Source organism: Streptomyces sp. NPDC099050, assembly GCF_044759865.1.
GTDB lineage: Bacteria > Actinomycetota > Actinomycetes > Streptomycetales > Streptomycetaceae > Streptomyces.
The window spans coordinates 191,857-218,685 of record NZ_JBIWAE010000016.1; the positions used below are offsets into that span (position 1 = coordinate 191,857).

Genomic DNA, 26,829 nt, shown 5'->3' on the forward strand with positions numbered 1-26,829 from the left:
GGTTCTCGTAACGCACTGCTCGCAGTGCGCGATACCCGCTACCGAGGTTCATAAGGGGCCATCCGTGTCAGAGGGCGTCAAGCACCGAGGATCCCGACGAGGATCGGTCCGGTGAGCGGGAGCAGGAAGTTGGACAGCGCGTAGGTGATCGTGTAGCCGAGCATCGGCACCGAGCTCTGCGCCACCTGCGTGACCGAGGTGATGGCCGGTGTGGAGCACTGCTGGCCGGCGATGGCGCCGATCAGCAACGGCTTCTCGATCTTCAGGAGCTTGCGCCCGACGACCAGCGAGATCGTGGCCGGTACGAGAACCATGGCGATCCCGGCGAACGGCAGCAGGGCCCCGTACTCCTTGAGCAGCGGCCAGGCCTGCGGGCCCGAGGTCAGCCCGGTGCAGGCGATGAAGACCGCGAGCCCCATGTCCTTGATGGTGGTGGCGGCTTGCGGCGGGAAGGCGCCGAAGGTCTGCCGGCGGGAGCGGAACCAGCCGAAGAGCAGACCCGAGATCAGGCAGCCGCCGCCGGTGCCGAGCGAGAGCGGGACCCCGCCGAGGCGGACCACGAGCTGACCGATGAGCGAGCCGACCGCGATCCCGAGACCGAGGTAGATGAAGTCGGTGGCGTCGTTCTTGGCCACCGTGCCGATCTTCTCCACGATCCGGTTCAGGCCCGAGCGGGCGTCCACGAGGGTGACGACGTCACCGCGCTGGACGACGGTGTCCGGGTTGGCGGGCAGGTGCTGCTCGCCGCGGAGCACGTCGGTCACGTACACGCCGCTGCGCCCGAACTCCAGGTGCGTGGCGCGGATCGTGTCCAGCGACTTGCCGACGACCGCCGGATCGGCCATCGCGACCTGACTGGTGGCGAGCGGGGTGTCCCCGCCCGGGATCCCGTGGGTCTCGGGGCCAATGCCGCGGCCGGCCTCGATCGCGTCGGCGCGCCGGCCGACGACGAGGTCGGAGAGGGGGAGTTCGAGGTTGGGGGTGGGGTGAGGTTCTTGGAGCCGCGCCTGACAGCCGCCACGGTGACCCCGCCGCCGACGACCGGTTCCAGGTCCCCGCTGGTGCAGCCGGCGGAGTGGGGGACCAAGCGGGCCCGCCCGACCAGGCCTGACAGCGCCTCGCGCTCGTCGCTCGCCCGGGAGCCGCCGCCCTGCGCATCCGCTCCCGGGACTCGCGCGAGTCCCGGAGGTTGATGCGCAGCAGCATCGGATCGGCATGATCTGGCTGGTTTGAAGTTCTCTCCCGGCTGATGCCGGGAGACTCCCGCCTAGCTCGCGCTGGTGGGTTTGACAGGTCAAACCTGTCCGACGACGACCCTCCCGGCCGCCGGGGCAAGTGCGAGACTCGCCCAAGTCATGCTGTACTTCGGCGACTTCAGCTTGGTTGTCGCTGACGTCGCCGACGATCCTAGCGCACTCTCCCACGCCGCGCCTCCGCGTCGGGCTCGATGAAGCAGAGCGCGAAGAAGCGCAAGCTCTTGCGGTTGAGGTTGGCGAAGAACTGCGGTCCGGCCATGTAGCCGAGGGCGAAGATGAAGAGTGCGAAGAAGATCGTCTTCACATCGGCGTCGATCTCGATCTCGGCCCAGGCGCCGAGCAGCAGCGACACGATCAACGTGCCGCAGATGCCGCCGAGGGTGATCGGGCCGACGCTCAGCTTGCCGACGAGGTATCCGGCCGCCAGGCAGAGGAACAGGGCGAGTTCGGGGTGGTCTTGCAGCACACCCATGGGCGATCAGCCGCCCTTGCCGGGCGGCGTGGCAAATTCAGGGCATATGCACATTTTCTCACCCTTGCCCGGTGAGCATCCATCCGCTCACCGGGCAGGGCCGTTCGTGTGGCGGACCTTCCTACGAAGCTTCGTGCGGCCCGGGCTGCGGCTCCGCGTACAGCCCGTCGATCAGCTCCGCGTACTTCTCCCGGATCACCCGGCGGCGCAGTTTCAGGGACGGGGTCAGCTCCCCCGACTCCGGACCCCACTCCTCGGTCAGCAGCCGGTAGCGCTTGATCTGCTCGGTGCGGTTGAGCCGGGCGTTGGCGGCCGCGACGGCCCGGGCGATCTCCTCCCGTACGGCCGGGTGCGCGGCGAGCTCCGCGGGCGTGGCGGCTTCGATGCCGCGGGCCTGCGCCCAGGCCGGGCCGAGTTCGGGGTCCAGGACGAGGAGGGCGACGAGGTAGGAGCGGCCGTCGCCGTGCACCAGGGCCTGGCCGATCAGCGGGTGTTCCTTGACGGTGTTCTCCACGAGGGCGGGAGAGACGTTCTTCCCGTTCGAGGTGATGATCAGTTCCTTCTTGCGGTCGGTCAGCCAGAGGAACCCCGCCTCGTCGAGCCGCCCGATGTCCCCTGTCGGGAACCAGCCCTCGTCGTCGCAGGCGCTCTCCACCGAGCCGTCCGGGAGGAGGTACCCGCCGAAGACCGTCTCCCCGCGCGTGAAGATCTCCCCGTCCCCGGCGATCCGCAGCTCCAGCCCCTCGATCGGGCGGCCCACGGAACCCAGCCGGAAGCCGTCCGGGCTGTTGACCGTGCACACGCCGGAGGTTTCTGTCAGCCCCCACGCGTCCATGATGGTGATCCCCCAGCCCGCCCAGAAGCGGACCACGTCGATCGGCATCGGCGCGGTGGCACTGGCCGTCCAGACCAGCCGGTCCAGCCCGGCCAGCGTCAGCAGCGGGTCCAGCACCCCTTCCCTCGCCCGGGCGTACGAGGCTTCGAGCGCGGCCGGGACCTCCTCCCCGCGCTCCCGGTGGCCGGCCCGCTCCCGCGCCAGGTCGTTGGCGGCTTCGATGGCGCGCTGCTGCTCCTCGGGCAGCCGCCCGAGCACCGCCCGTACGGAGGCGGCCAGCTTCTCCCAGACCCGGGGCACGCCGAAGAACTGCACCGGGTGCAGCTCGCGGACCGCGACCGATACGGCGGCCGGGTCGGCGCACAGCCGGACGTGCGCGGCCCGCAGGAGCGGGAGGTAGATGCCGAGGATCCGCTCGGCTATGTGCGCGAAGGGCAGGTAGCAGAGGTGCTCGGCGTGCTCGGGCAGCTCGATGTGCCCGTCGAGGCGGACGGACTGGAGCACGATGTTGCGGTGGGTCAGGCGCACTCCCTTGGGGTCGCCGGTGGTGCCCGAGGTGTAGACGACGGTCAGCGGGTCCTCGGATCGGGTCTCCCGCCAGGCCTTCTCGAAGGCCTCGGAGCGGTGCAGCCGGGCGCCGCCGGCGTACACCGACCCGTAGGTCGAGTGCGGGCCCGCTTCGGGGGCCTCGGCGACGACGAGCCGTTCGAGGGGGGTCCCGGGGTCGGCCAGCAGCGGCTCCCACCGGGCCAGCTCCCGGGCGCCCTCGACCACGGCGAGCCGGGCCCGGCTGTGGCGGGCTATGTGGGCGATCTGCTCGGGCGCGGAGGTCCCGTACACGGTGACGGGGACGGCGCCGAGGTGGACCAGGGCGAGGTCGGTGAGCCAGTGCTCGGGGCGGTTGCCCATCATCAGCAGGACGTGCTCGCCGCGTCCGACGCCCAGGGAGGCGTATCCGGCGGCGAGGACGGCCACCTTGCGGCGGACGTCCGACCAGCTGAGGGTGGTCCAGGCCGCGCCGTCGGGGCCTTCGCGCCACGAGAGGGCGGGAAGATCACCGTGCTCGGCGGCGTTGCGCGCCAGCAGGGCGGGCAGGGTGAGCTCTTCAGGAGGTGCGGGCAGTCGCAGTTTCGTGGGCATGGGCAGCTCCTTGCCGTTTCACATCGTTGGTGCGACAGCAATACTGTTGAACACGAACCGTGTCGGCGTGCTGATCAGAGAGCAAGGCGGAGAGCCCATGACCACCCAGGCACCGGAGCCGGCGTCGCTGACCGTCGACGAACTGGCGGCCAGGGCGGGTGTGACCGTCCGCACCGTACGGTTCTACAGCACCCGCGGGCTTTTGCCCCCTCCCGTGATCGGACCCCGTCGGGTGGGCCGCTACGGGCCGGAGCACCTGTCCCGCCTCGCGCTCATCGAGGAGTTGCAGCACCAGGGCATGACCCTCTCCGCCATCGAGCGCTACCTCGACGCCCTGCCCGACGACCTGAGCGCGCACGATCTGGCCATCCACCGCGCGCTGGTGGCGACCTGGGCCCCGGACGCGGCGCTGGACTCCTCGCGCGCGGAGCTGGAGAAGCGGGCCGGACGGACGCTGACGGAGACCGACATCCGGCGGCTGACGGCCATGAACGTGCTGACGCCGACCCCGGAGGGCTTCCGGGTGGACGTGGGACTGCTGCGCCTCGGCGTCGCGCTGCTCGACGTGCCCATCGCCCACGAGACGATCCTGGCCGCGCGCGAGGTGCTGCTCGGGCACGCGCGGACGGCGGCCCACCAGCTGACCGCGCTGTTCCGGGACGAGGTGTGGGGGCCGTTCACGGAGGGCGAGAGCGATCCGGAGCGGGTGGAGTCGATGAAGGCGCTGTCCGCGCACATGCAGCCGATGGTGGTGCAGGCCCTGGTGACCGCGTTCCAGCGCTCGCTGAAGGAGGAATTGCGGGCTGCCTTCGTCTCGGAGCCGGTAGGTTCAGGCCATGGCGATGATCTACAAGACCACCATGAAGCCCGGTAAGACGGAGCTTCTGACAGCCTGGCTTCCGACGCGGCCGTGGTACGCGTCCACCGGACAGGCCCCCGAACTCGACCGCTCGGGCGGCTTCCGGCTCGACGACCCCGAGGGCGAGGTCGGCATCGAGTTCATGGTGCTCACCGACCACTCGGGCGGCCGGGAAACCTCCTACCTCCTGCCGCTGACCTATCGCGGAGCCCCGCTCGACGGCGCCGAGGCCGCTCTGGTGGGCACCTCCGAGCACGGGGTGCTCGGCACCCGCTGGATCTACGACGGCGCCCACGACCCGGTGCTGGTGGGCCAGTTGCTCGCGCTGATCCAGGGCCGCGCCGTGGCGCAGGACCAGTGCGACAGCGGTACGACCGACCCCTCGGTCACCGCGTGGTGCGCGGGCCCGGGGCTCCCGGAGGCTCTCCAGGGACGGCCGGAAGTCACCGACACCGTGCGGGGCACGGAGGTGCGCCTGCCGGGCGCCCCGGTGCTGGTCCTCACGCGTGTCCTGCGGCCCGGGGATTCCGGGCCGCAGGACGCCTCGGCGGCCGTCGGCCGGCTCACCGCCGGCTGGACCACGCTGGACGGGGCGGCGTACCGGGGCGTGTTCGCGGAGCTGCGCACCGCCGGCCATGGCGCCTCCTGATCCCGCCGATCGGTCCCTTCAGACCGTTCAGTCCGCGTACGTCTCTCCCCGCCCGGCCTTCTCCACCAGGGAGGCGGGCGGGGTGAAGCGCTCGCCGTACTTCTCGGCCAGCTCGCGGGCACGGGCGACGAACCCGGGCAGCCCGCCCTCGTAGCCGTTGATGTACTGGATCACGCCGCCGGTCCAGGCCGGGAAGCCGATGCCCATGATGGAGCCGATGTTGGCGTCGGCGTACGAGGTCAGGACCCCCTCGTCGAAGCAGCGGACGGTGTCCAGCGCCTCCGAGAAGAGCATCCGTTCCTTCATGTCGTCGAACGGGATCCCGTACCCCACCTTGGTGAAGTGCTCCCGCAGCCCCGGCCAGATCCCGGCACGCTTGCCGCTCTCGTCGTACGCGTAGAACCCGCCGCCGCCGCTGCGCCCGGGGCGCCCGAACTCGTCGACCATCCGGTCGATGACGGTGTCGGCCGGGTGCTCCGGCCAGTCCCGGCCCTCGGCCTCGAAGGCCTTGCGGGTCTCGTTGCGGATCTTGCGGGGCAGCGTGAGGGTCAGCTCGTCCATCAGGGAGAGCACCTTGGCCGGGTACCCGGCCTGGGCCGCGGCCTGCTCGATGGAGGCGGGCTCGATGCCCTCGCCGACCATGGCGACGCCCTCGTTGATGAACTGGCCGATGACCCGCGAGGTGAAGAACCCGCGCGAGTCGTTCACCACGATCGGGGTCTTGTTGATCTGCCGTACGAGGTCGAAGGCGCGGGCGATGGCCTCGTCACCGGTGCGCTCGCCCTTGATGATCTCGACCAGCGGCATCTTGTCCACGGGCGAGAAGAAGTGCAGTCCGATGAAGTCGGCGGGCCGCGAAACCCCCTCCGCGAGACCCGTGATGGGCAGCGTGGAGGTGTTGGAGCAGAGCAGCGCGTCGGGGGTGAGGTACTCCTGGATCTCCTGGAACACCTTGTGCTTGAGGGCGGTGTCCTCGAAGACGGCCTCGATGACGGCGTCGCAGCCCGCCACGTCGGCGGGCTCGGTGGTCGGGGTGATCCGGGCGAGCAGCTCGGCGCGCTTGGCGTCGGTGGTACGGCCCCGGGACAGGGCCTTGTCGAGCAGCTTCTCGGAGTACGCCTTGCCCTTGGCGGCGGCCTCGGGGGTGACGTCCTTCAGCACCACCTCGATGCCCGCGCGGGCGCAGGAGTAGGCGATGCCCGCGCCCATCATGCCGGCGCCGAGGACCGCGACCTTGGAGACCTTGCGCGGCGCCACGCCCTGCGGGCGGCTGCGGCCGGCGTTGACGGCCTGGAGGTCGAAGAAGAACGCCTGGATCATGTTCTTGGCGGTCTGTCCGGTGACCAGCTCGGTGAAGTAGCGGGCCTCGATGGTCAGCGCGGTCTCGAAGTCCACCTGGGCGCCTTCGACGGCGCAGGCCAGGATGTTGCGCGGGGCCGGGTACGGGGCCCCGCCCAGCTGCTTCTTCAAGTTGGCCGGGAAGGCCGGGAGGTTGGCGGCGAACCGCGGGTTGGACGGCGTCCCGCCCGGGATCTTGTAGCCGGGGACGTCCCAGGGCTGCTTCGATTCCGGGTTGGCGTCGATGAAGGCGTGCGCCTTGGCGAGCATCTCCTCGGGCGTGGCCGCCAGTTCGTGCACCAGGCCGTTGTCCAGGGCGCGCCGGGGGGTGTACTGGGTCCCCTGCAGCAGCACCTTGAGGAGAGCGTCGGCGATGCCCATCAGGCGGACGCTACGGGTGATGCCGCCGCCGGCCGGGAGCAGACCGAGGGTGACCTCGGGCAGGCCGATCCGGGAGCCGGGCGCGTCGAGGGCCACACGGTGGTGGGAGGCCAGGCAGATCTCGTAACCGCCTCCGAGGGCAGCGCCGTTGATGGCCGCGACGACGGGCTTGCCGAGGGTCTCGATACGGCGCAGCGAGGCCTTGATGGCGGTGCCGGTGTCGAAGGCCAGCTGCGCGTGCTCGGGGCGCAGCCGGACCATGTCCTTGAGGTCGCCGCCCGCGAAGAAGGTCTTCTTGGCGGAGGTGAAGATGATGCCGCGGATGGAGTCCTTCTCGGCCTCGGCGCGCTCCGCGACCCGGGCGATGGAGTCCTTGAAGGCCTGGTTCATCGTGTTGGCGGACTGGTTGGGGTCGTCGAGGACCAGGGTGACGACGCCGGTCTCGTCCTGTTCCCAGCGGATCGTGGTGGACTCGCTCATGGTTCGCAACTTCCGTGTCGGGGGTGGGATCAGGGATCGGGGATCAGGACGGGGTTCAGAGGCGTTCGACGATGGTGGCGACGCCCATGCCGCCGCCGACGCAGAGGGTGACGAGGCCGTAGCGCTTGTCCTGGCGCTCCAGTTCGTCGACGACGGTGCCGAGGATCATCGCCCCGGTGGCGCCGAGCGGGTGGCCGAGCGCGATGGCGCCGCCGTTGACGTTGACCTTGTCCAGGGAGACGCCCATGTCCTTGACGAAGCGCAGTACGACGCCGGCGAAGGCCTCGTTGATCTCGATCAGGTCGATGTCGTCGATGGTCAGTCCGGCCTTGGCGAGGGCCTTGCGGGTGGCCGGGGCGGGGCCGGTGAGCATGATGGTGGGCTCGGAGCCGGAGACGGCGGCCGAGACGATCCGCGCGCGGGGCGTCAGGCCGTTTCGCTCGCCCGCCTCGCGGGAGCCGATCGCGACGAGGGAGGCGCCGTCGACGATGCCGGAGGAGTTGCCGGCGTGGTGGACGTGGTCGATCTTCTCGACCCAGTGGTACTTCTGCAGGGCCACGGCGTCGAAGCCGCCGAGCTCGCCGATGTCGGCGAAGGAGGGCTTCAGCCGGGCGAGGGTGTCGGCGGTGGTGCCGGGGCGGACGAACTCGTCGTGGTCCAGGACCACCAGGCCGTTGCGGTCGGTGACCGGGACGATCGACTTGGCGAAGCGGCCGTCCTTGATGGCCGCGGCGGCCCGCTCCTGGGACAGCGAGGCGTATTCGTCCACGTCGCGCCGGGAGAATCCCTCGATCGTGGCGATCAGGTCGGCGCCGATGCCCTGCGGGACGAAGTCGGTGTTCCAGCCGGTCATCGGGTCGTTGAACCAGGCTCCGCCGTCCGAGGCCATCGGGACGCGGGACATGGACTCCACGCCGCCCGCGAGGACCAGGTCCTCCCAGCCGGAACGGACCTTCGCGGCGGCCATGTTGACCGCTTCGAGGCCCGAGGCGCAGAAGCGGTTCTCCTGGACGCCGGCCACGGTGTCGGGCAGCCCCGCGGCGATCGCCGCGATCCGGGCGATGTCGGAGCCCTGGTCGCCGACCGGGCTGACGACGCCGAGCACGATGTCGTCGATGGTGCCGGGGTCCAGGCCGGGGTTGCGCTCGCGCAGGGCGTGGATGAGGCCGACGACCAGGTCGATCGGCTTGGTGCCGTGCAGGGAGCCGTTGGCCTTGCCCCGTCCGCGCGGCGTGCGGATCGCGTCGTATACGTACGCTTCGGTGCTCACTGGTCAAGCCTTTCGGGGGTGCGGAGGCGTGGGGAGGATCAAGTGGGGAGTATCAAAGGGGGACAGGGAGAGGTGGAGAGGTCAGGCCAGCAGGGAACGGCCGATGATCTCCTTCATGATCTCGGTCGTGCCGCCGTAGATGGTCTGGATGCGGCCGTCGGTGAAGGCTCGCGCGACCCGGTACTCGGTCATGTAGCCGTATCCGCCGTGCAGTTGCAGACAGCGGTCGGCGACCCGCTTCTGGAGTTCGGTGGCCCACCACTTGGCCATCGAGGCGTGGACGTGGTCCAGTTCCCCGTTGGAGTGGTCGGTGATGCAGCGGTCGAGGAAGGTACGGGTGACCGCGCACTCGGTGGCCATCTCGGCGATCTCGAAGCGGACGTGCTGGAGCTTGGAGAGCGGCCGCCCGAAGGCCTCGCGCTCCTTGACGTACTGCGTGGTGATCTCCAGCAGGTACTCGGCGGCGGCGATGCCGGCCATCGCGATGCCCATCCGCTCCTGCGCGAGATTGGTCATCAGGTGGACGAAGGCGCCGTTGAGTTCGCCGAGCAGGTTCTCCTTGGGGACGCGCACGTCGTTGAAGAACAGTTCGGCGGTGTCCTGCGCCTTCTGGCCGATCTTGTCGAGGTTGCGGCCGCGCTCGAAGCCCTCCGTGCCGCGCTCCACGACCAGCAGGGACATCCCGTGCGCCCCGCCCTCGGGGGTGGTCTTCGCGACCACGATCACCAGGTCGGCGAGGATGCCGTTGGAGATGAAGGTCTTGGAGCCGTTGAGCACCCAGTGGTCGCCCGCGTCCTCGGCGGTGGTCCGGATGCCCTGGAGGTCGGAGCCCGCGCCCGGTTCGGTCATCGCGACGGCGGTGATGATCTCGCCGGAGCAGAAGCCGGGCAGCCAGCGGCGCTTCTGCTCCTCGGTGGCCAGCGAGGTCAGGTACGGCCCGATGATGTCGTTGTGCAGGCCGATCGCGAGTCCGGCGGCGCCCGCCCGGGTGAACTCCTCGGCGATCACCGCCGCGTACCGGAAGTCGGTGTTCCCGCCGCCCCCGTACTCCTCCGGGACGGCCAGGCCCAGCAGCCCCTGGCGGCCGGCGGCCCGCCAGGCCTCCCGGCTGACGATCCCGTCCTTCTCCCACTGCTCGTAGTGCGGCAGCACCTCCTTGCTGAGGAAGGTGCGGACGGTCTCGCGGAACGCCTCGTGGTCGGCGTCGAAGAGCCGGCGTTTCATGTGAAGGGCCTCCTAGGACCAGTTCTTGACGGTTGCGACGAGCCGGGCCGGATCGGCTCCCACGGGGGTGACGTTGAGCATGGTCGCTCCGGCTTCCCGGAAGGCCCCGGCGCGCTCGCGCACGTAACCCCCGGCCCCGCACAGCGTGGTGAGTTCGCACAGCTCGTCCGGTACGGCGGGGGTGCGGCGCGGGTCCGCGGCGTGGTCCAGCATCATCGAGATTTCCATCAGGCGTCCTTCTCCATCAGCCCCGGTACGCCCCAGTCGGCCGCCACCGACTCCGTGTGCGCGCCGGGCAGCGCGGGTCCGCCCACCGCGGTGGCCGGGGTGGCGGAGAACCGGGGCGCGGGGGCCGGCTGGGTGATCCCGGCGGCCTCGACGAAGGTGCCCCGGGCGGCCAGGTGCGGGTGGTGCGGGGCCTCGCGCAGCGAGAGCACGGGCGCCACGCAGGCGTCGGTGCCCGCGAAGACGGCCGTCCACTCCTCGCGGGTACGGGACTTGAAGCGTGCGGCGACGGCCTCGCGGAGCTCGCCCCAGCGGGCCAGGTCCTTGCGGGCGGGGGCCTCGTCCTTGATGCCGAGGAGCTCCACGAAGGTGTCGTAGAACTGCTGCTCCAGCGCGCCGACCGCCATGTACCCACCGTCGGAGGTCTCGTAGCTGCCGTAGAAGGGACAGCCACCGTCCAGCAGGTTGGCCCCGCGCCGGTCCTGCCAGCCTCCGGCGGCCATCATCCCGTGGATCATGGCGGTGAGGTGGGCGGTCCCGTCGACGATGGCCGCGTCCACGACCTGGCCGGTGCCGCCGGGGGTACGGGCGTGCTGGAGGGCGGCGAGGACGCCGATGACGAGGTAGAGGGAGCCGCCCGCGTAGTCGCCGACCAGGTTGGCGGGGACGGCCGGGGGCTCGCCCGGGTTGCCGATCATGCCGAGGGCGCCGGTGACCGCGATGTACGCGATGTCGTGCCCGGCGGTGTGGGCGAGCGGGCCGTCCTGGCCCCAGCCGGTCATCCGGCCGTAGACGAGCCGGGGATTGCGGGCGTGGCAGTCGGCCGGTCCCACGCCGAGCCGTTCGGCGACCCCGGGGCGGAAGCCCTCGATGAGCACGTCGGCGCGCTCGACCAGGTCCAGCACGCGGGCCGGCCCGTCGGCGGACTTCAGGTCGACGAGGACGGAGCGCTTGTTCCGGTTGGTGATGTCGTAGGCCGGGTTCACGGCCAGTCCGCCGCCGCCGGGCCGGTCCACCCGCACCACGTCGGCCCCCAGGTCGGCGAGGACCATGGCGGCGAACGGGCCCGGTCCGATGCCCGCCAGCTCGACGACGCGCACGCCCGCGAGCGGGCCCCCGCCGCCTCCGGGCACGCTCCCCGTCACGTTCCCTGTCACTGCCATCGAGCCCCCAGCATCCGGTGGCACCACTGCGGCCACTGTGTGACACAACTGATGTAACACCAGCGATGCTAGGAACCTGTTCCACGGAGCACAAGAGCAAGCGCTTAGCCGGTTGGCGTGTTTCCCGCGGCGCCGGGTCCGGGGGCGGGTCCCGCACCGGGTCGCGCCCCGGATTCGGTGGCCCGCGCGTCGAGCTCCTTGAGGTCCCGCTTGAGCGCGACGGTCCGGTAGCTCTCCTCCACCCATTCGCACAGCACCTCGGCGGAGGGCGATCCCTTCTCCCCCAGCGGCAGCGAGACCCAGCCGGCCTTCCCCAGCCCGTATCCGGTCGGCTCCGCGCCGGGCGCGGTCATGGCGTGACCGTGCAGCGCGTCGTCCTTGAGCTTCACGGAGATCCCGGGCGACGGACCGTCGGTGTTCCCGAGGAAAAGGAAGATCTTCTTGTTGACCTTCACCACGCAGTCCTCGGGACCCCACGGGAACTCCTCCCGCGCCTGCGGCAATCCGAGGGCGAACTCCCGGACCGCCTCCCACTTGCGCACCCCAGCCTTCACGCGGACCTCCACTCGCCGCGGGCCGCACCCGATCGCACGGACCGCCCCCCTCCACGCTAGGGCCTGTCGTCAAACTCCCGCCTGCCCCACGACGCCCGGCACCCGCGAGGCCGTCCCTCTCGGATCTCGCCTGGGAACGGGCCCCCGACACGGCCGCGCGACGGACACCCGCTAGCCTCAGCGACCACCGACACCGTCTGGGAGGCTCCCGATGAACGCAGCTGGCCGGCACGAACCGCGCACCGCGGAACGGGAGTACGACCTCGTGCTCTTCGGCGCGACCGGGTTCGTGGGGGCGCTGACCGCCGAGTACCTCGCGGCGCACGCCCCCGCGGACTGCCGCTGGGCCCTCGCGGGGCGCGACCTCGCGAAGCTGGAGCGGCTGCGCGAGCGGCTGACCGCCCTCGACCCGCGCTGCGCGGACCTGCCGCTGCTGCGCGCCGACGCCCGGGACGCCGCGGCGACGCGCGAACTGGCCGCCTCCACCCGGGTGCTGGCCACGACCGTGGGGCCGTACGTCTGGTACGGGGCCCCGCTGGTGGCCGCCTGCGCCGCGGCGGGCACCGACTACCTGGACTTGACCGGCGAGCCGGAGTTCGTGGACCGGATGTACGTCGAGCACGACGCGCGGGCCCGCGAGAGCGGGGCCCGGATCGTGCACGCCTGCGGCTTCGACTCGATCCCGGCCGACCTCGGGGCGTACTTCACCGTCGGCCAGTTGCCGGCCGGGGTCCCGCTGACCGTGGACGCGTTCGTGCGCTCCAACGCCCTGTTCTCGGGCGGCACCTTCACCACCGTGCTCACCGCGCTGGGCCGCGGACCGCAGAACCTGTCCGCCGCCCGCGCCCGCCGGATGCACGAGCCCCGGCTGCTGGGCCGGCGGGTACGGGTCCCCGTGGGCGCACCGCGCTTCAGCCGGGAGACCGGCACCTGGGCCCTGCCGCTGCCCGTCCTGGACGTCCAGGTCGTGGCCCGGTCGGCGGCGGCGCTGGAGCGGTACGGCCCGGACTTCCGCTACCGGCACTACGCCTCCGTACGGCACCTGCCCGTCGCCGTGGGCGGTACGGCGGCGATCGGCGGGGTGGCCGCCCTCGCGCAGATCCCGCCGGTGCGCCAGTGGCTCGCCGACCGCTGGGAGCCGGGCCAGGGCCCCGACGCGGAGCGCCGGGCGCGCAGCTGGTTCAGCGTGCGGTTCGTGGGCGAGGGCGGCGGCCGCCGGGTGTTCACCGAGGTCTCGGGCGGCGACCCGGGGTACGGGGAGACCGCGAAGATGCTCGCGGAGTCCGCGCTCTGCCTCGCCTACGACGCCCTGCCCGAGCGCTCCGGCCAGCTGACCACCGCCGTGGCGATGGGCGACGCCCTGCTGGACCGGCTCCGGCACGCGGGCATCCGCTTCCGGGTGGCGGCCTCCGACTGAGGCACCGGCTCGGGCGGCCCCCGCACGGCCCCGCGCGGCCCCTACGCCGTGGCTTCGCGCAGGGCCCGCCGGCACAGGGAGTCGGCGTGCCGGGTGCTCTCCGGGATCCGGAAGCGGGGGCTCAGCGCCAGGGCGTGCGCGCAGGCGTTGTCCAGGGACACCCGGTGGCCCACCGATACGTACACGGGCTTGATCCCGTCCTGCGTCCGCAGCGCCCGCCCGACGACGTCGCCGTCGGGTGCGAGGAGCGGGGAGAGGTCTCCGCGCCGGGCGCCCGGTTCCCCGTAGGTGAAGGTGAACGGGTTCTTCGCGACGCCGATGGCGGGCAGGCCGGTGACCACCCCGAGGTGGCAGGCGAGCCCGAAGCGGCGCGGGTGGGCCAGCCCGTAGCCGTCGCAGACGACGAGGTCCGGCGTGACGGTCAGCGCCTCCAGTGCGGCGAGCACGGTCGGCAGCTCGCGGAAGGCGAGCAGTCCGGGTACGTAGGGGAAGCTGACGCGGCCGACGGAGGTGGCCTCCTCCACGACGCGCAGGGTGGCGGCGTCGAGGACGACGGCAGCGGCGGCCACCAGGTCGCGCTCGTCGTCGTAGGCCACGTCCACCCCGGCGATCAGCCCTTCTCCGGGCGGGGGTCCGTTTTCGGTCAGGACGACCCTGCCGCGCAGTTCGTCCTGTATCGCCTTGGCTTCGGCCTCGTCGGCGGGAGTCTTCGCACTCGTCATAGTGGTGCGAGAGTAGCCTGGCGATCATGTTCGTCATGGAGCTCACCTACACCGCGCCCGTCGAAGCCGTCGAAGAGGAGATGGACGCGCACATCGCCTGGCTGGACGGCTACTACGCGGCCGGCATCTTCCTGGCCTCGGGCCGCAAGGTCCCGCGCGACGGGGGCATGATCCTGGCCGGCGGGGTCTCCCGCAAGGAGATCGAGAGGATCGCGGCGGAGGACCCCTTCACCGTGGCCGGCGTCTGCGCCTACCGCATCACCGAGTTCATCGCGACCAAGACCTCGGCGGACCTGGCGACGGTACGGGAGAGCCCGGATTTCTAGGGCGTCCCTTTGAGGCGGTTCCCTTGCTTTGGGCCTGTGGAGTGAGCGGGAACCGGCCGTACTGGAACCCCTCCGGAGCCCACCGGCAGGTCCCGGATCCCCGCGCCGCCCGTCACCCTGTGCGATCACACAGGCGTGTTCAGGCCATTCGGTGACACAGCTCACTCCGGTTCGCGTGCACGGATTCACCGCATCACGCGTCTATCCCGTTGCCGGACCCCCACCCCGCGGTCCGGCACGAGATCCGCCGCAAGGGAGCGAGCCTTGATCACTGTCATCGAGCAGGCCGTGCAGGCCCGACTGATCGCCACCGCGCCGAAGGTCGACACCGTACCCGTCACGCTCTGCTACGACCGGTCGGATCCCTTCGCCGTCCGGATGGCCTTCCCCGCACCCGCGACGCTGGAGGGCATCGAGGTCTCGTGGACCTTCTCGCGGGAGCTGCTGGAGTCCGGGTTGGGCCGCCCGTCCGGCTGCGGGGACGTGCGCGTGCGCCCGTACGACGCCGACCGGACCACCGTGGAGTTCCACGCCCCCGAGGGGGTCGCGATCGTGCTGATGGTGACGGCCGAGCTGCACCGCTTCCTGGAGCGGGCCTCGACGATCGTGCCGCCCGGCCTGGAGCACCTGTACCTCGACATGGACCAGAGCCTCGCCGAGCTGATGCGCGGCTCCCGCTGACGCGCGGCTCCCGCCGGCGCCCCGCTTCGTTCGTCTAATTCGTTTGCCGACGGCTCCGGCCGCGCCGTAGCTTCGTAGACGCCCCATCGCCGTCGAAACGGAGCAGGACGTTGCTTCTCTGAGGTCCGAGACACCGACCCACCGCCTTCCGTCGCGGTCCGCTGTGTCTCCCCCGCGTTGCATTCCCCACTCACGCAACCTGGAGGCCTCCATGAGTCCTGCTCCCACCTTCGTCACCTGCTCCGACCTGTCCTTCGACTGGCCCGACGGAACATCCGTCTTCGATGGGTTCCACCTCACCGTCGGCCCCGGCCGCACCGGCCTGATCGGGCGCAACGGCTGCGGGAAGTCCACCCTGCTGAAGCTCGTCTCCGGAGAACTGACGCCCACTGAGGGCCAGTTGGCGGTGGCCGGCACCGTCGGCCGGCTGCCGCAGACCGTCACCTTCGACACCACCCTGAGGGTGGACGAGGCGCTCGGCGTCCACACCGCCAGGGCCGCCCTGCACGCCATCGAGGCGGGCGAGGTGAACGAGGCCAACTTCACCGCGGTCGGCGACGACTGGGACGTGGAGGAACGGGCCCTGGCCACGCTCGAGCAGCTCGGGCTCGGCGGGATCGGACTGGACCGCACCACCGGCGAGCTCTCGGGCGGGGAGTGCGTACTGCTCCGGCTGGCCTCCCTGCTGCTGAGCCGTCCGGACGTCCTGCTGCTGGACGAGCCCACCAACAACCTCGACCTGCGCGCCCGGCACCGGCTGTACGCGGCCGTCGCATCCTGGTCCGGGGTGATGCTCGTGGTCAGCCACGACCGGGAACTGCTGGACCGGGTCGACCAGATCGCCGACCTCCGCGACGGCGAAATCCGCTGGTACGGCGGAAACTTCACGGACTACGAGGAGATGCTCGCGGCCGAGCAGGAGGCGGCCGAGCGGATGGTCCGGGTCGCGGAGGGCGACGTACAGCGCCAGAAGCGCGAACTGGCGCAGGCGCACGCCAAACTGGCCCGGCGCAAGCGGTACGGCCAGAAGATGTTCGACAGCAAGCGCGAGCCGAAGATCGTCATGGGCGCGCGCAAGCGGTCGGCACAGGAGTCGGCGGGCAAGCACCGGATCATGCACACCGAGAAGCTGACCGAGGCCGAGGAACGCCTCGACCAGGCGGAGCTGGCGGTGCGCGACGACGCCGAGATCCGGATCAAACTGCCCGCCACCCAGGTCCCGCCGGGCCGCCGCGTGCTCACCCTGAGCGGGTTGCACCCGGCGCACGGCGCCGCGATCGAAGGCGAGTGGGAGCTGCGCGGTCCGGAGCGGATCGCGCTGGTGGGGGCCAACGGCTCGGGCAAGACCACCCTGCTGCGCACGATCGCGGGCCAACTGGCCCCGCTGTCGGGCGAGTCGGTGACCCATGTCCCGGCCCGGTTCCTGCCGCAGCGGCTCGACGTACTGGACGACGACCGCTCGGTCGCGGAGAACGTGGCGCGGTTCGCCCCGCACGCGACGAACAACCTGATCCGGGCGCGGCTCGCGCACTTCCTGTTCCGGGGAGCGCGGGCGGACCAGCCCGCGGGCACACTGTCGGGCGGCGAGCGGTTCCGGGCGACGCTGGCGGCGCTGCTGCTCGCGGAGCCGGCCCCACAGCTGTTCATGCTGGACGAGCCGACGAACAACCTGGACCTGGGATCCGTACGGCAGTTGGCCGACGCCCTGGATTCTTACGAAGGGGCGCTCGTGGTGGCGAGCCATGACGTGCCGTTCCTGGAATCGATCGGCATCACGCAGTGGCTGCTGCTCGACGACGGGCTGCGGCCGACGACGGCCGAGGAGGTCCACCGGTCGCTGTGGCACGGGTGACCCGCGCCAACGGTTGATCCGCGGCACCGGGTGGCCCGCGCTAGCGCGGCAAGGGCAGTAACGCCCAGGACTTGGTGCCGCCCATCGGGGTGAGCACGGGGGTGAGCCCCCAGTCCCCGCCGCAGGCCTCGACCACCGCCGACAGCAGCCACATCCCGCGGCTGCGGCGCCGCCGGCACTCCTCGCTCGCCTCGGGCGAGGAGTGCGCGGGGTGCTGGTCGAAGACGACGATCCGCAGCGCGTCGAACTGCCAGCGGACCTTGAGCACCATCTCCTTGTCGGGAGTGAACCGGTAGGCGCAGGCCACGAGTTCGGAGGCGGCCAGGGCCGCGTTGTCGCACAGGTCGGGCAGTCCGTGCCGGTCGAGCAGCGACCGCAGGGCGCCCCGGGCGCTGCCCGCGCAGTGGGCACCGCCCGGCAGACCTATGGAATAGCTCAGTTTCTCCGCCCCTGGCGGGGCCTGCCGGAACTCGTGGACCGACCGCAGGCCACGGAGAGTGCCCGTCATCGTGCTGCTCCAAGGTTCTGAGGTGCCGAATGCGCTGATCGCCGTGTGGTCATACAAGAGCGGAAGGTCGCCCCGTGTGAGACTTGCGCTACCGACCGTAGCGCAACGTGGTGCACAGTGCTACTACTTGTACGACGACTTGATGTTTTCTCATGTCATTTCCGGACTCACGAGGGCGCTCCCGCATGCCCCGGCCGGAGGAGGGGGACCCGTGCCACCGAGGAGTACGCCGACCGCACGCCAGCAGCGCCTGGGCTCCGAGCTGCGCAAACTCCGCGAGCAGTCGGGCATGTCGGTGCAGCAGGCCGCGGCGCTCATGGGGGTGGACCGCACCAGGATCCCCAACATCGAATCCGGCCGGATCGCGATCGGCGCCGAGCGTGTCCGCACCCTCGCCTTCAACTACGACTGCCCCGACACGGGGCTGGTCGACCTGCTCGCCTCGATGGCCCAGGAGCGCGACAAGGGGTGGTGGGAGCAGCACCGGGGGATGCTGCCGCCCGCCCTCCTGGACATCTGCGAACTGGAGCACCACTCCGTCGCGTTGCACACCGCCGTGACCACGCACATACCCGGCCTGCTGCAGACCGAGGCGCACGCGCGAGCGGTCTTCGACACCGCCGACCCGCCACTGCCCGAGCCCGACCTCCAGGCGCGGCTCGCCCTGCGGATGCACCGCCAGCAGGTGTTCGCGCGCGAGGCACCGCCGCTGTACGAGGCGGTCGTGCACGAGGCGGCGCTGCGCATGCAGTTCGGCGGCCCGAAGGTGGCGCGGGCGCAGCTCGAACACATACTGGAGCAATCGGAGCGGGCGCGTACGACCGTGCGCGTGATTCCGTTCACCGCCGGCGGGTTCCCCGGCGCCGGCCAGTCCTTCACGTACGCGGCCGCCACGATCAGCGAGCTGGACACCGTGCAGCTGGACAGTTCGCACGGCTCGATGTTGCTGGATTCGCAGATGAAGCTGCTCCGCTACCGGGGCCTGCTGGAGCGGCTGCGCTCCCTGGCACTACCGGCCCGCGACTCCCGCGATTTCATCCGCGCCATCGCACTGACCCTCTGACCGGGCCGACCGGCCGACCGGCCGACTGACCACCGAGCCGGATCCGACGAGGAGACAAGAGAACGACATGGGCACGACGACCACGACCACGACCACCCCGGCGACCGCGTCGACGACCGCGTCGGCGACGGCGGGAATCGCCTGGGACGAGGCATTCTGCAGCGAGGGAGCCAACTGTTTCCGCTTCGGGCGCGACGCCGAGGGGCAGGCGTACATTGGAACCACCGGGTCCGGGGCCTACGTCACCGACTCGATCGACGCGCTCCGTGCGCTGATCTCGGCCGTCAAGGCGGGAGCCGCGGATCACCTGCTGGCGTGACTTTAGTCCCTTCAGGCCACTCCACACCCCCCTCAAACTGCGCGAATAACGGGATGTAACCGGACAGAGGTCCCCATGGGGCTTGGCTGGTCTTGATGTCGCGCTTAACCTACGACTCCGTAGGCTACGGAACCGTAGGTAAGTCTCTTTGCACTCAGGAGTACCCGTGACGATCACCTCTCCCCACCTCGGCAGCTCGGAGGCGTGGACGGACGCCAAGCTGCTGTTCGCGCTGGAAGAGGTGGTCGAGAAGGAACTCAACCGCCATCTGAAGGTCACCAAGGACTGGATGCCCCACGAGTACGTCCCGTGGAGCGACGGCCGGAACTTCCTCGGCTTCTTCGAGGACGGCGAAGCCTGGGACCCGCAGCAGTCCAAGGTGACCGAGATCGGCAAGATCGCGCTCGTCGTCAACCTGCTGACGGAGGACAACCTCCCCAGCTACCACCACGAGATCGCCTCGCTTTTCGGCCGCAACGGCGCCTGGGGCACCTGGGTGCACCGTTGGACCGCCGAGGAGGGCCGTCACGGCATCGTGATGCGCGACTACCTGCTGGCCTCGCGCGCCGTGGACCCGGACAAGCTCGAAGCGTTCCGGATGCACCACATGTCGGAGGGGTTCGAGTCCGACAACCGCCACTCGATGCTCCACTCCGTGGCGTACGTGGCCTTCCAGGAACTCGCGACCCGCATCTCGCACCGCAACACCGGCCACCAGTCCGGCGACCCGGTCTGCGACCGCATGCTGGCCCGCATCGCGCAGGACGAGAACCTGCACATGGTCTTCTACCGCAACCTGCTGGGCGCGGCCTTCGAGCTCGCTCCGGACCTGACGATGCAGGCCGTGCGGGACGTCGTCGTCGGCTTCCGGATGCCCGGACACGGCATGCCCGGCTTCGAGCGGATGGCCGCGCAGATGGCGATCGGCGGGGTCTACAACCTGCGCATCCACCACGACGACGTACTGAGCCCCGTGATCCGCTTCCTGAAGATCATGGACATCGACGGCCTCGGCCCCGACGGGCAGAAGGCCCAGGAGGAGCTCGGCCTCTTCATGGACGGCCTGGACTCCGAGGCCCGCAAGTTCGACGAGCGGCTCGCCGCCCGCGCGGCGCGCATCGCGGCCCGCAAGGCCTGACCGGTTTCCGCTCGCTCGGGCGGGTGACGACGATTGCCCTGGCAGAGCACCGCTCTGCCAGGGTTTCTCGTCATGACCGCCATGACGCCGCTCCAGGTCGAGATCGACCAGCTGGCCCGCCTCAGCAACGCCCTGGACACCTCCCTGGCCGCCCTGCGCGAGGCCCGGCGGGAGCTGGAACACGTACGGGCCGACCAGCTGGGCACGGCGGACCTCGACGCGGCGTGCGACGGCTTCCAGGAGAGATGGGGCCACGGCACCAAGGAGCTCGCCGGGCGGATCAAGACCGTCCGCGAGGGCGTGCGCCGCAGCGCCGCCGAGTACGCCGAGCTCGACGAGGCCATCCGCGCGGCCTTCCGGCAGGCGGCGGCCACCCGTGGCTGACTCCCCCGCGGCCGGCTCCTCGTCGGCCGGATCCCCCGCGGCCGGCTCCTCGTCGGCCGGCTACGCCTCGCTCGGCTTCAATCCTGCCCCGGGCAACCCGGACGCGGTACGGGCCCTGGCAAAGAAGCTCCGCTCCTCGGCCGACTCCCTCGCGGAGACCTCCCGCGTCGTCGACGCCCTGGTCTCCCACAGCTCGTCCTGGCAGGGCGAGGCCGCCACCGCCTTCCGCGCCACGCTGTCGCGGGACCTGCCCCGCCACCTGCACGCGGCCCACACCTCCCTGGCGGAGGCGGCGCGGCGGCTGAGCGGCTGGCACGACACGCTGGCCGCCCACCGCACCCTGGCCGAGCGCTACGCGTCCCGGGCCGCCTCGGCCACCACCGACGAGGACCGCACCGACGCCCGCCGCCTGGCCGCCGAACTGGCCTCGGAGCACTCGGCGGCGGCCCGCCGGGTGGCGGACACGCTGACCGCCACGGCGGACCGGCTGGCGCCGAAGGAGCCCGGGATGCTGGAGTCCGTCTGGAACAAGATCGTCAACGATCCGGCGGACGCCCTCTCGAACGCCGCGGCCATTCTGGGAGCCGCCGGTGCGGCCGTCGCCCTCTTCTTCCCGCCGGCCGGGCTGGCCGTCATGCTGGTCGCGGGCGGGCTCTCGCTGGCCGCCCTGACCACGCACCTCGCGGACCCCGCCTTCCGCAAGCCGCTGACCGAGGGCTTGACCCGGGGCAAGTTCGACGCCGCCTTCTGGAAGAACGGCGTGACCCTGCTCGGGGACGGCCTCGGCGCCGTTCCGGGCGTGGCCGCGGTCGCCTCGGGCGCCAGGGCCGGTACGGTCGCGGCCCGCGCGGCCATGGCGGTTCCGGAGGCCGGGGCCCTGGCGGGGGTCTCGCCGGGCGCGGGTGCGTTCGCCCGTACGGCGTGGAACACGGCGGACGAGCTGCGGAAGGTGGAGAGCCCGCTCGCCTCCTGGGCACTGCGGTCGTCGACGCCCGAGGTCCGGGAACGGGTGGCGGTGGGCGTGGCCACCACGGGAGCGGCCACGGCCGCCGCCGACTACGCCGGTGACGACGAGTCCGTGGACCGCGGCTCCACGGCCGTGGACGGTACCCGTGTCGTCCTGGAGGACGGTCCGTCGACGGCCGCGAAGACGGCCCGGCTGTGGACGCTGGTGCAGCCGTGACAGCCGTGACTGCCGTGACGAACCCGCCCGTTCCACCCGTCTGGTTCCGGCTGCCTCCCGGTTTCCACGACATCGGCCCCGGGGACCGGGACGCCCTGGAGGAGGTCGCCGCGGCACTCGGGGCGCTGGGGGCCTCCGGGACCCCGGGCGGCTTCGGTGACGGCGACGTCGCGGGTGCGGGGTCGCAGCTCGCCCGGCTGATGGACTGCCTCGACGCATTCGCCGCTCAGCCCGGCCTGCACCTGCTCCACAGCGCGGTCGGTCTCCACCCCGAGGGCCCGGAGACCGTCTCCACCTCGCTCTTCTCCCTCGCCGTCCGGCCCTCCGAAGACGCCGGAGCCGGGGCCGCCGTGGCGCGCACGGCCCTGGCGCTCGCCCGGTCCGCCCCCGGGAGCGGCGCGACGCGCAGGTTCGTCGACCTGGCCTCGGGCCTCCCGTGCGCCCTCGTCTGCGGGGTCCTCCCCGGCCCCGGCACCGGCGGCCGGGGGCTGTTCCAGGCCAGGGCCGTCACGGCGCATCCGGAGGGACGTCACCTGCTCCTGCTCGACCTCACCAGCGCGGCCACCGAGCACGCCGACGCGTACACCGCCATCCTGGAGGCGGTCGCGCACACGATCGCCTTCGCGGATCCGAGCCCCCGGCCGCCCGGGCGGCCGGACGGCGGCGGGACCTCGCGGATCCTGGAACTGCTGGGGTGACGCCGCTGGTCAGGGCCGGCGGCGCAGGGCCTGGCGCTCGGATTCGGACAGGCCGCCCCAGACTCCGAAGCGTTCGTCGTTGGTCAGCGCGTAGTCCAGGCAGGGCTTGCGGCCCTCGCAGGCCCCGCAGAGCTTTTTGGCGTCGCGCAGCGAGGAGCCGGGCTCCGGGAAGAAGAAGCCCGGGCCCGTCTGGGCGCAGAGGGCGAGCTCGTACCAGGCCGGGGTGGCGGTGGCGGTATAGGTATCGGTGGTGTTCATCGACATGCCGCAGAGCCTGTCCGCCGGTGATGGACGTCCGATCAACGCCTGATCAACAGGACAGAGTGAACGACCGTGCGTGCGATGACTTCGGTACCATGGCCGCATGGCAGACGGACGCGTGGAGCGCGGGAACCAGACGCGGCGGACCGTCCTGGAACGGACGATGAGCATCGCCTCGGTGGACGGCCTGGAAGGGCTGTCCCTGGGGAAGATCGCCACCGATCTGGGGCTGAGCAAGAGCGGTGTGTTCGCCCTCTTCGGCTCGAAGGAGGAGCTGCAGCTCGCCACGGTGCAGGCCGCCCGTGCCGTCTTCGTGGAGCAGGTCGTCCGGCCCGTACGGGACGAGCCCGCCGGGCTCGCCAAGGTGTGGCGGCTCTGCGAGAGCTGGCTCGGCTACTCCGGGCGCCGGGTCTTCCCCGGCGGCTGCTTCTTCTATTCCGCCTCGGCCGAGTTCGATTCGCGTCCCGGGCCCGTCCACGACGAGATCGCCGGGATCCGCACCGACTGGACGCGATACATCGAGCGGCTGCTGGACGAGGCCCGGCTGGCGGGCGGGTTCCGCGAGCCGGCCGGGGCCGTGGATGTGGCCGTGGACGTGGACGTGGACGTGGACGTCAAGCAGCTCGCCTTCGAGATCATGGCGATGATGGAGCTGGCCAACGCCCACTCCGTGCTGCACGAGGACACCACGGCCTACGACCGGGCCGCTCGGGGCATCCTCGCCCGGCTGCGCGCGGCGACCGCCGCCCCGGAGGAACTCCCGGAGCGGCCGCCCGTACTCGCGTTCCCGGTCGCCGGTTACTCCGCCGGCGACGCCCGTGCCGTCAGCCTCCCGGCCGCGTCCGCCGCACCGGCTCAGCCGGACCGCTGAGCCGCATCGAGGCTCCCGCGACCGCCGCGCCCAGCGCGGTGAACGCGATCAGCAGGAAGACTCCGCGCCAGTGGTCCCCCGTACCGGCCCCGCTGAGCAGGGCCGCCGTACCGGCGACGCCGAGCGCCCCGCCGAGCTGCCGGGCCGTCATCAGCAGGCCGGTACCGGCCGCGAAGCGCTGCGGCGGGAGACCCGCCGAGGCCGTCGTGGACAGCGCGGTCACCACGATCCCGATGCCGAGGCCGCCGAGGAGTCCGGCGGGCAGGAAGATCTGGGCGTACGAGGAGGATTCCCCGGCCCAGCCCCACAGCAGCAGGGCGTTGGCGGCGAAGAGCAGTGATCCGACGGTGACGGCGGCCCCTTGGAGACGGGCGGGCACCCGGCGCCCGACGACGAGCGCGCCGGCCATGGCGAGGACGGCGCCCGGTGTGACGCCGAAGCCCGCTTGCAGCACCGAGTAGTTCCAGCGCTCGATGAGGTAGGACGGGCCGGTCAGCAGCCAGGCGTACATGGCGGCGCCGAAGAACAGGGCGCCGATGTTGGCGCGGGCGAACAACGGCTCGCGCCACAGGTCCCGGTCGACGGCCGGGGCGGGATGGCTCCGCGAGCGGCGCAGCGCGAGGGTGCCCGCGAGGGCTCCGCCGATGACCGGGGCGAGCACCTTCGGGTCGGTCCAGCCCCACTCCGTGCCCTGGGAGAGCCCGGCCACCACTCCGGCGATGCCGAGGGCGAGGGCGGTCGTGCCGACGGGGTCGGGGAGCCGGCGTCCGGTGCGGGGCTCCCTGGGGATGACACGGGCCGCGGCCCAGCCGACGGCCAGGCCGAGCGGGACGTTGACGAGGAAGATCGCGCGCCAGTCCCACCACTCGACGAGCAGTCCCCCGATGCTCGGGCCGACGGCTGCGGCCAGTCCGCCCGCCGCCGACCAGGCGCCGAGGGCGGCGGCCCGGCGGGCGGGCGGGGTGTGGGCCAGTACGAGGCCCAGCGCGGCGGGGATCATCCCGGCGGCGGCCGCTCCCTGGAGGGCGCGGGCCACGATGAGCAGGTCGGCGGTGGGGGCCGCGCTGGCGGCGAGCGAGGTCAGGGTGAAGGCGAGGGTCGAGCCGAGGAAGAGGGTCCGGCGGCCCAGGGTGTCCGCGAGCCGGCCGGCCGCGGCGAGCAGGGCGGCGAACAGTACGGCGTAGGCACTGACGACCCAGGTCAGGCGGGCCAGTGACACCTCGGGGAAGGCGCGGCGCAGGTCGGGGAAGGCGACGTTGACGACGGTGGCGTCGAGGAACGCGAGGAAGGTGACGGCACTGGCGAGCGCGAGCACCCGCCCGCCGCCGGGGCCGCCTGCCGGGCCGGCCCCGGCCCCTCGTCCCCCCGAATCGGGGGTGGGCCCGGATCCGGGGACGGTCGCGGGCGCGGTGGGCCCGGAGGCGGGGGCGGTCGCGGGCGCGGTGGGCCCGGAGGCGGGGACGGTCGCGGGCGCGGTGGGCCCGGGGCGGGTGGAGGTCATCGGGTGGCTCCCGCGGTCCCGGCCGGGCTCGCCGTACGGGTACGGGAGGGGGGCGCGCTCAGGAACTCGACGGTGGTCGCGATGACTTCGGGGTCGAGGAGGATACGGCGGTGGCCGAGTCCGCTGGTCTCGATCAGGCGGGCCCGCTCCCCGTAGGCCGCCGCGAGGGCGCGGGACTGGCCGGGGGCGGCGGTGTCGTCGTCCGTGTCGTGCACGAGCAGGATCTCCGAGGGGATCTCCTCGGGGGCGCGGCACGCGTCGAATCGGGGCCAGATGTCGGGTTCGGCCGGGAACAGCCGGCGCTGGACATGCCGCCGCATGGCGTCCTCGACGGCCTGGTTCACGCCCAGCATCGCGCGGAACCGCTCGGCCAGGAAGTCGAATTCGGCGATGGCGCCGATACCGGCGATCCGGTCGGCCCGGGTCCCGTCCCGCAGTGCGAAGAAGGTGGACACCACGCCGAAGGAGTGGGCCAGCACGGCCGAGAACTCCCCGTACCGCTCGTGCAATCGGCGGATGATCTCGCGCTGGCGGAGGATGGTGGTGGCCCGGCCGCCGGACGCGCCGTGGCCGGGCGCGTCGAAGGAGACCACGGTCCGGCCCTCGGCCAGCAGCGCCTCGACGAACCCGGCGAAGCGCGAGGCGCGCGAGGTCCAGCCGTGCACGATGAGGACCGGCCGGGCGCCGTCGCCCCAGCGGTACGTGGTCACGGGTATCCCGTCCACGACGAGCCGCCCGGTCACGGCCCGGGCCATGACCTCCGCTTCGCCCGGCTTCACCTTCGGCCGGCCGAGCGGCCGTACGAACAGCGCGAACGCCACCCGCCCGACCGGGCCCGGGGCGACCCGGGCGGTGATGTTGAGGGTCGTGCTCAGGAGTGAAGCCATGGGGTGCATGCCCGGTTCTCCGGATCTCCTCAGAGTGGCCAGACGGCGCTGGCTGGTCAGGACGATGGAGAGATATTAGCACGATCGTTCGTGTTGTTATGGAGGGACTGTGCGACCAGACTTCCGGGCAGGGCGGCCCCCGCCGGCGAAGGCAGACGACGTCGATCCGCAAACCGGGACGAACTCCCCCTCCCATCAAGGAATGTGATGACCGCCCCCGTCGGGCGGCCCGCTCCCACCGGTCGGGACCTGACGGCTCGACGGCTGCGGCACCGCGCCCCGCGCGGAGTCCGGACGGCTGCGGCAGTACCAGGTCACCGGGATCAGCTGGCTGCCCGGCGCGAGCGCACGGCGGGTACCGGACAGCGGCGGCTCCGCGGCCTTCCGCTACGCCACCGAGGACGGCGAGGTGCTCACCGTGCGCCGCGGATCGGTGCACGTCGAAGGCTCGGTCGGTGACCGCGCGACCCGGCGTCTCGCCTCCCTGCCGGAGCGCTGCCACGAGGCCGGGGAGCCCGGCCCCGCCTCGGACCCGATCGCCACCTCCGACGTGTTCTGGCAGGCCTTCACGGAGAACCACCCCTTCTTCACCGCGAAGGGCGTCGACAGGAACGTGGTGCGCGCGAGCCACCCTCCCCGCGTGCACACCGGCACCACCGAGGCCGAACTCTTTGCCGTCTTCGAGGAGATGCTCGCCCCGCCGCACGACGCGCACGTCCACCTCTCCGACGGCGCGAGCCGATTCTTCGGCGAGGGCCGCCCGGGCACCACGATCCCCACCCTCGAACTCGAGAACCGCGTCAAGGCGTACATCCAGGAGGTGGACCTCGGCGGACGGACCCCGCAGGAGTTCGCCGAGGGACGCATCTCCTACGCCGATCTGCCCGACGGCCGCGGCTACCTGCGGCTCTCCGGCTTCGGCGGCTGCACCGAGAGCGGTGACTTCGACTCCGAAAGCACCGAGCTCAACCGTGCCTGGAGAGCGTCTTCACCACCGAGCACACCGCCCGCCTGCGCACCGCCTTCACCGAAGCCCTGCGCCGCCGCCCCAACCTCACTGGGCAATACACCTAGACCCAATACCAGTGACTTAAGGATCTTGGCTGGTAGGCTGCCTGTTCAGGAGGTGCCTGGATGCCACGCCCCGGACAGGTCAAGCCGGAAACGGACGA

At 71.8% G+C, this 26,829-nt stretch carries 23 protein-coding genes and 4 pseudogenes; 14 read left to right on the top strand and 13 right to left on the bottom strand.

Annotated features, from left to right (window positions below; genetic code table 11):
• Positions 1–77 precede the first annotated feature (77 nt).
• Together ACIQV3_RS25975 and ACIQV3_RS25980 are read right to left on the bottom strand one after the other, a co-directional pair.
• Positions 78–1,728: pseudogene (locus tag ACIQV3_RS25975) on the bottom strand (TrkA C-terminal domain-containing protein).
• 121 nt (positions 1,729–1,849) lie between these two features.
• Positions 1,850–3,703 carry an AMP-dependent synthetase/ligase gene (locus ACIQV3_RS25980; protein ID WP_403715690.1) on the bottom strand — a complete coding sequence of 618 codons (1,854 nt, stop codon included), beginning with the start codon at positions 3,701–3,703 and terminating at the stop codon, positions 1,850–1,852.
• 97 nt (positions 3,704–3,800) lie between these two features.
• Here ACIQV3_RS25980 and ACIQV3_RS25985 point away from each other — a divergent pair, with 97 nt between their 5' ends.
• On the top strand, positions 3,801–4,577 hold the full coding sequence (locus ACIQV3_RS25985) for a MerR family transcriptional regulator (protein WP_382973064.1): 777 nt from the start codon (positions 3,801–3,803) through the stop codon (positions 4,575–4,577).
• Positions 4,540–5,211 carry a 1,4-alpha-glucan branching protein gene (locus ACIQV3_RS25990; RefSeq protein ID WP_403715692.1) on the top strand — a complete coding sequence of 224 codons (672 nt, stop codon included), beginning with the start codon at positions 4,540–4,542 and terminating at the stop codon, positions 5,209–5,211. The genes ACIQV3_RS25985 and ACIQV3_RS25990 overlap by 38 nt, the downstream gene beginning before the upstream one ends.
• A gap of 27 nt (positions 5,212–5,238) precedes the next feature.
• On the opposite strand, the gene ACIQV3_RS25995 is transcribed toward ACIQV3_RS25990, so the two are convergent.
• The 6 genes and pseudogenes from ACIQV3_RS25995 to ACIQV3_RS26020 all read right to left on the bottom strand — a co-directional run.
• Positions 5,239–7,410 carry a 3-hydroxyacyl-CoA dehydrogenase NAD-binding domain-containing protein gene (locus ACIQV3_RS25995; RefSeq protein WP_403715694.1) on the bottom strand — a complete coding sequence of 724 codons (2,172 nt, stop codon included), beginning with the start codon at positions 7,408–7,410 and terminating at the stop codon, positions 5,239–5,241.
• Positions 7,411–7,465: 55 nt separating this feature from the next.
• Complete coding sequence (locus tag ACIQV3_RS26000) at positions 7,466–8,680, bottom strand: acetyl-CoA C-acetyltransferase (protein ID WP_403715696.1); 1,215 nt, start codon at positions 8,678–8,680, stop codon at positions 7,466–7,468.
• A gap of 81 nt (positions 8,681–8,761) precedes the next feature.
• Positions 8,762–9,904 carry an acyl-CoA dehydrogenase family protein gene (locus ACIQV3_RS26005; RefSeq protein WP_403715698.1) on the bottom strand — a complete coding sequence of 381 codons (1,143 nt, stop codon included), beginning with the start codon at positions 9,902–9,904 and terminating at the stop codon, positions 8,762–8,764.
• Positions 9,905–9,916: 12 nt separating this feature from the next.
• A pseudogene (locus ACIQV3_RS26010) lies at positions 9,917–10,081 on the bottom strand (LLM class F420-dependent oxidoreductase); the annotation flags it as partial.
• Between the two features lie 50 nt (positions 10,082–10,131).
• The gene (locus tag ACIQV3_RS26015) at positions 10,132–11,292 is read right to left on the bottom strand and encodes a CaiB/BaiF CoA transferase family protein (RefSeq protein ID WP_403715701.1); all 1,161 of its coding nucleotides are present in this window, start codon (positions 11,290–11,292) and stop codon (positions 10,132–10,134) included.
• Positions 11,293–11,474: 182 nt separating this feature from the next.
• A pseudogene (locus tag ACIQV3_RS26020) lies at positions 11,475–11,858 on the bottom strand (MmcQ/YjbR family DNA-binding protein); the annotation flags it as partial.
• A gap of 199 nt (positions 11,859–12,057) precedes the next feature.
• Here ACIQV3_RS26020 and ACIQV3_RS26025 point away from each other — a divergent pair.
• Positions 12,058–13,263: a saccharopine dehydrogenase family protein gene (locus tag ACIQV3_RS26025; protein WP_403715703.1), complete on the top strand. Its 1,206-nt coding sequence runs from the start codon at positions 12,058–12,060 to the stop codon at positions 13,261–13,263.
• Positions 13,264–13,304: 41 nt separating this feature from the next.
• Here ACIQV3_RS26025 and ACIQV3_RS26030 read toward each other — a convergent pair whose 3' ends face one another.
• Complete coding sequence (locus tag ACIQV3_RS26030; RefSeq protein WP_403715705.1) at positions 13,305–13,985, bottom strand: endonuclease V; 681 nt, start codon at positions 13,983–13,985, stop codon at positions 13,305–13,307.
• A 26-nt stretch (positions 13,986–14,011) separates the two neighbouring features.
• Here ACIQV3_RS26030 and ACIQV3_RS26035 point away from each other — a divergent pair, with 26 nt between their 5' ends.
• From ACIQV3_RS26035 to ACIQV3_RS26045, 3 genes are all read left to right on the top strand, one after another.
• Entirely contained in the window at positions 14,012–14,311 is a 300-nt protein-coding gene (locus ACIQV3_RS26035; protein WP_403715708.1) for a YciI family protein, read from the top strand.
• Between the two features lie 264 nt (positions 14,312–14,575).
• Complete coding sequence (locus ACIQV3_RS26040; protein ID WP_403715710.1) at positions 14,576–14,992, top strand: SsgA family sporulation/cell division regulator; 417 nt, start codon at positions 14,576–14,578, stop codon at positions 14,990–14,992.
• Positions 14,993–15,203: 211 nt separating this feature from the next.
• Positions 15,204–16,844, top strand: coding sequence for an ABC-F family ATP-binding cassette domain-containing protein (locus ACIQV3_RS26045; protein WP_403715714.1), 1,641 nt, complete (start codon positions 15,204–15,206; stop codon positions 16,842–16,844).
• Between the two features lie 40 nt (positions 16,845–16,884).
• Here ACIQV3_RS26045 and ACIQV3_RS26050 read toward each other — a convergent pair whose 3' ends face one another.
• Positions 16,885–17,352: an ATP-binding protein gene (locus ACIQV3_RS26050; RefSeq protein ID WP_274550398.1), complete on the bottom strand. Its 468-nt coding sequence runs from the start codon at positions 17,350–17,352 to the stop codon at positions 16,885–16,887.
• 211 nt (positions 17,353–17,563) lie between these two features.
• On the opposite strand from ACIQV3_RS26050, the gene ACIQV3_RS26055 reads away from it, so the two are divergent.
• From ACIQV3_RS26055 to ACIQV3_RS26080, 6 genes are all read left to right on the top strand, one after another.
• Positions 17,564–18,415 (top strand): helix-turn-helix domain-containing protein, encoded by an 852-nt coding sequence (locus ACIQV3_RS26055; RefSeq protein ID WP_403715717.1) that lies wholly within the window; start codon positions 17,564–17,566, stop codon positions 18,413–18,415.
• A gap of 67 nt (positions 18,416–18,482) precedes the next feature.
• Positions 18,483–18,734 carry a hypothetical protein gene (locus ACIQV3_RS26060; protein WP_403715720.1) on the top strand — a complete coding sequence of 84 codons (252 nt, stop codon included), beginning with the start codon at positions 18,483–18,485 and terminating at the stop codon, positions 18,732–18,734.
• Positions 18,735–18,900: 166 nt separating this feature from the next.
• On the top strand, positions 18,901–19,872 hold the full coding sequence (locus tag ACIQV3_RS26065; protein WP_403715722.1) for an acyl-ACP desaturase: 972 nt from the start codon (positions 18,901–18,903) through the stop codon (positions 19,870–19,872).
• A gap of 72 nt (positions 19,873–19,944) precedes the next feature.
• Entirely contained in the window at positions 19,945–20,256 is a 312-nt protein-coding gene (locus ACIQV3_RS26070) for a hypothetical protein (protein WP_403715725.1), read from the top strand.
• Entirely contained in the window at positions 20,249–21,439 is a 1,191-nt protein-coding gene (locus ACIQV3_RS26075; protein ID WP_403715727.1) for a hypothetical protein, read from the top strand. Before ACIQV3_RS26070 ends, ACIQV3_RS26075 begins: the two co-directional genes overlap by 8 nt.
• A complete protein-coding gene (locus ACIQV3_RS26080; protein WP_403715728.1) occupies positions 21,436–22,137 on the top strand; it encodes a hypothetical protein in 702 nt (233 codons plus the stop codon). Before ACIQV3_RS26075 ends, ACIQV3_RS26080 begins: the two co-directional genes overlap by 4 nt.
• 9 nt (positions 22,138–22,146) lie before the next feature.
• On the opposite strand, the gene ACIQV3_RS26085 is transcribed toward ACIQV3_RS26080, so the two are convergent.
• Positions 22,147–22,401: a WhiB family transcriptional regulator gene (locus tag ACIQV3_RS26085; protein WP_403715730.1), complete on the bottom strand. Its 255-nt coding sequence runs from the start codon at positions 22,399–22,401 to the stop codon at positions 22,147–22,149.
• A gap of 100 nt (positions 22,402–22,501) precedes the next feature.
• Here ACIQV3_RS26085 and ACIQV3_RS26090 point away from each other — a divergent pair, with 100 nt between their 5' ends.
• Entirely contained in the window at positions 22,502–23,269 is a 768-nt protein-coding gene (locus tag ACIQV3_RS26090; protein WP_403715732.1) for a TetR/AcrR family transcriptional regulator, read from the top strand.
• On the opposite strand, the gene ACIQV3_RS26095 is transcribed toward ACIQV3_RS26090, so the two are convergent.
• A complete protein-coding gene (locus ACIQV3_RS26095) occupies positions 23,223–24,770 on the bottom strand; it encodes an MFS transporter (protein WP_403715734.1) in 1,548 nt (515 codons plus the stop codon). The two genes, ACIQV3_RS26090 and ACIQV3_RS26095, sit on opposite strands and share 47 nt — an antisense overlap.
• A complete protein-coding gene (locus ACIQV3_RS26100) occupies positions 24,767–25,657 on the bottom strand; it encodes an alpha/beta fold hydrolase (protein ID WP_403715736.1) in 891 nt (296 codons plus the stop codon). Before ACIQV3_RS26100 ends, ACIQV3_RS26095 begins: the two co-directional genes overlap by 4 nt.
• Positions 25,658–26,066: 409 nt before the next feature.
• Between ACIQV3_RS26100 and ACIQV3_RS26105 the strand changes: the two are divergent.
• Positions 26,067–26,829, top strand: a pseudogene (locus ACIQV3_RS26105) (hypothetical protein); the annotation flags it as partial.